Origin of the sequence: Intrasporangium sp. (assembly GCF_035280925.1) — a bacterium.
Lineage (GTDB): Bacteria > Actinomycetota > Actinomycetes > Actinomycetales > Dermatophilaceae > Intrasporangium.
Genome location: NZ_DATEEY010000223.1, coordinates 1 through 2,461 on the forward strand (window position 1 = coordinate 1; position 2,461 = coordinate 2,461).

Consider the following 2,461-nt stretch of genomic DNA (forward strand, 5'->3'; position numbering starts at 1 on the left):
TACGTCAAGGACATCGTGCCCCGGTACGAGACGATGCGTGGACGCCGGGTCGAGCGCCGGTTCGGATGGGACACCCACGGCCTGCCTGCCGAGCTCGAGGCGATGAGCCAGCTCGGCATCAAGACCAAGGAGGAGATCCTCGAGCTCGGCATCGAGACCTTCAACGCCAAGTGCCGCGACTCGGTGATGAAGTACACGGACGAGTGGCGCGAGTACGTCACCCGGCAGGCGCGGTGGGTCGACTTCGACAACGACTACAAGACGCTGAACCCCGACTTCATGGAGTCCGTGCTGTGGGCGTTCAAGACCATGTACGACAAGGGCCTCGTGTACGAGGGCTTCCGCTGCCTCCCGTACTGCTGGAACGACCAGACCCCGCTGTCCAACCACGAGCTGCGGATGGACGAGGAGGTCTACCAGAACCGTCAGGACCCCGCCGTCACCGTGGGCCACCGCCTCGAGACGGGCGAGCTGGCGCTGATCTGGACCACCACGCCGTGGACCTTGCCGAGCAACCTCGCCATGGCCGTCGGGCCGGACGTGGACTACGTCGTCGTGGAGTCGGAGTTCTCGGGGCGCACCGAGCGCTACGTCCTCGCCGAGGCTCGGCTGGCGGCCTACGCCCGGGAGCTCGGCGGCGACGCCGCGGACCGCATCGTCCAGCGGCTGAAGGGCCGGGATCTGCTCGGTCGCGCCTACACGCCGCCGTTCTCGTACTACCAGGGACACGCCAAGTCGCACGTCGTGCTGCCGGCCGACTACGTGACGACGGACGACGGCACGGGGATCGTCCACATCGCGCCGGCGTTCGGTGAGGAGGACAAGCAGCTCACCGACCAGTACGGCATCCAGCCGGTCGTCCCCGTGGGTCCCGACGGCCGCTTCACCTTCCCTGTCGCCGACTACGAGGGTCTGCACGTGTTCGACGCGAACCCCGTCATCATCGGACACCTCACGGCGGCGACCCGCGGCGAGGGTGGCCGCGGGGCCGTGACCGAGGGGACCGTGCTCCTGCGCCGCGAGACGTACGACCACTCCTACCCCCACTGCTGGCGATGCCGCGAGCCCCTCATCTACATGGCGGTCTCCTCCTGGTTCGTCGAGGTGACCAAGTTCAAGGACCGGATGGTCGAGCTGAACTCGGAGATCACGTGGGTGCCGGAGCACGTCAAGGACGGACAGTTCGGCAAGTGGCTCGAGAACGCCCGCGACTGGTCGATCTCGCGGAACCGGTTCTGGGGGAGCCCCATTCCCGTGTGGCGCTCCGACGACCCGGCACACCCACGGATCGACGTCTACGGCTCCTTCGACGAGCTCGAGCGCGACTTCGGTCGGCTTCCGCGCAACGAGCGTGGCGAGCCGGACCTCCACCGGCCGTTCGTCGACCACCTCACGCGGCCGAACCCCGACGACCCGACCGGCAACTCGACGATGCGCCGGGTCGAGGACGTCCTCGACGTCTGGTTCGACTCCGGCTCCATGTCGTTCGCTCAGGTGCACTACCCGTTCGAGAACGCGGACTGGTTCGAGCACCACTTCCCGGGCGACTTCATCGTCGAGTACATCGGCCAGACCCGCGGGTGGTTCTACACGCTCCACGTGCTCGCCACGGCGCTCTTCGACCGTCCCGCCTTCTCGTCGTGCCTCAGCCACGGCATCGTCCTCGGGAGCGACGGCCAGAAGATGAGCAAGTCGCTGCGCAACTACCCTGACGTCAACGAGGTGTTCAACCGCGACGGTGCCGACGCGATGCGGTGGTTCCTCATGTCCTCGTCGATCCTGCGTGGGGGCAACATCTCGGTGACCGAGGAGAGCATCCGCGAGGGTGTTCGCCAGGTGCTGATCCCCCTGTGGAACAGCTGGTACTTCTTCTCCCTCTACGCCAACGCCATGCACGGTGGCGCCGGCTACGCGGCACGGTGGTCGACCGACTCGACGGACCCGCTCGACCGCTACCTCCTCGCCAAGCTGCGCGTTCTCGTCCAGACGGTGCAGGGCCAGATGGACGTCTACGACATCCCGGGTGCCTGCGAGTCGGTGCGCCAGTTCGTGGATGCCCTGACGAACTGGTACATCCGCCGCTCCCGACAGCGGTTCTGGGACACCGAGACGAGTGCGGGCGAGGTCTCCACTGCTCACGCGGCGTTCGACACGCTGTCCACCACGCTCGAGGTCCTCACCCGGGTGGCGGCCCCACTCCTGCCGCTCGTCACCGAGGAGATCTGGCGGGGGCTGACGGGCGGCCGCTCCGTGCACCTTGAGGACTGGCCGGATGCCGCCCTCCTGCCAGCTGACGACGCCCTCGTCGCCGCCATGGACCAGGTCCGGGCGGTCTGCTCGACGGCATCGTCGCTGCGCAAGGCGGAGGGGCTCCGAGTGCGTCTGCCGCTGGCCACGCTGACCGTCGTCACGCCCGACCCGGCAGGACTGGAGCCGTTCACCTCGATCGTCGCGGACGAGC

1 protein-coding gene is annotated in these 2,461 nt (G+C 67.9%); it reads left to right on the forward strand.

The window, feature by feature from the left end:
• On the forward strand, window positions 1–2,461 hold a 2,461-nt coding region (gene ileS, locus VJN29_RS19980; RefSeq protein WP_324145397.1), incomplete at both ends, for an isoleucine--tRNA ligase.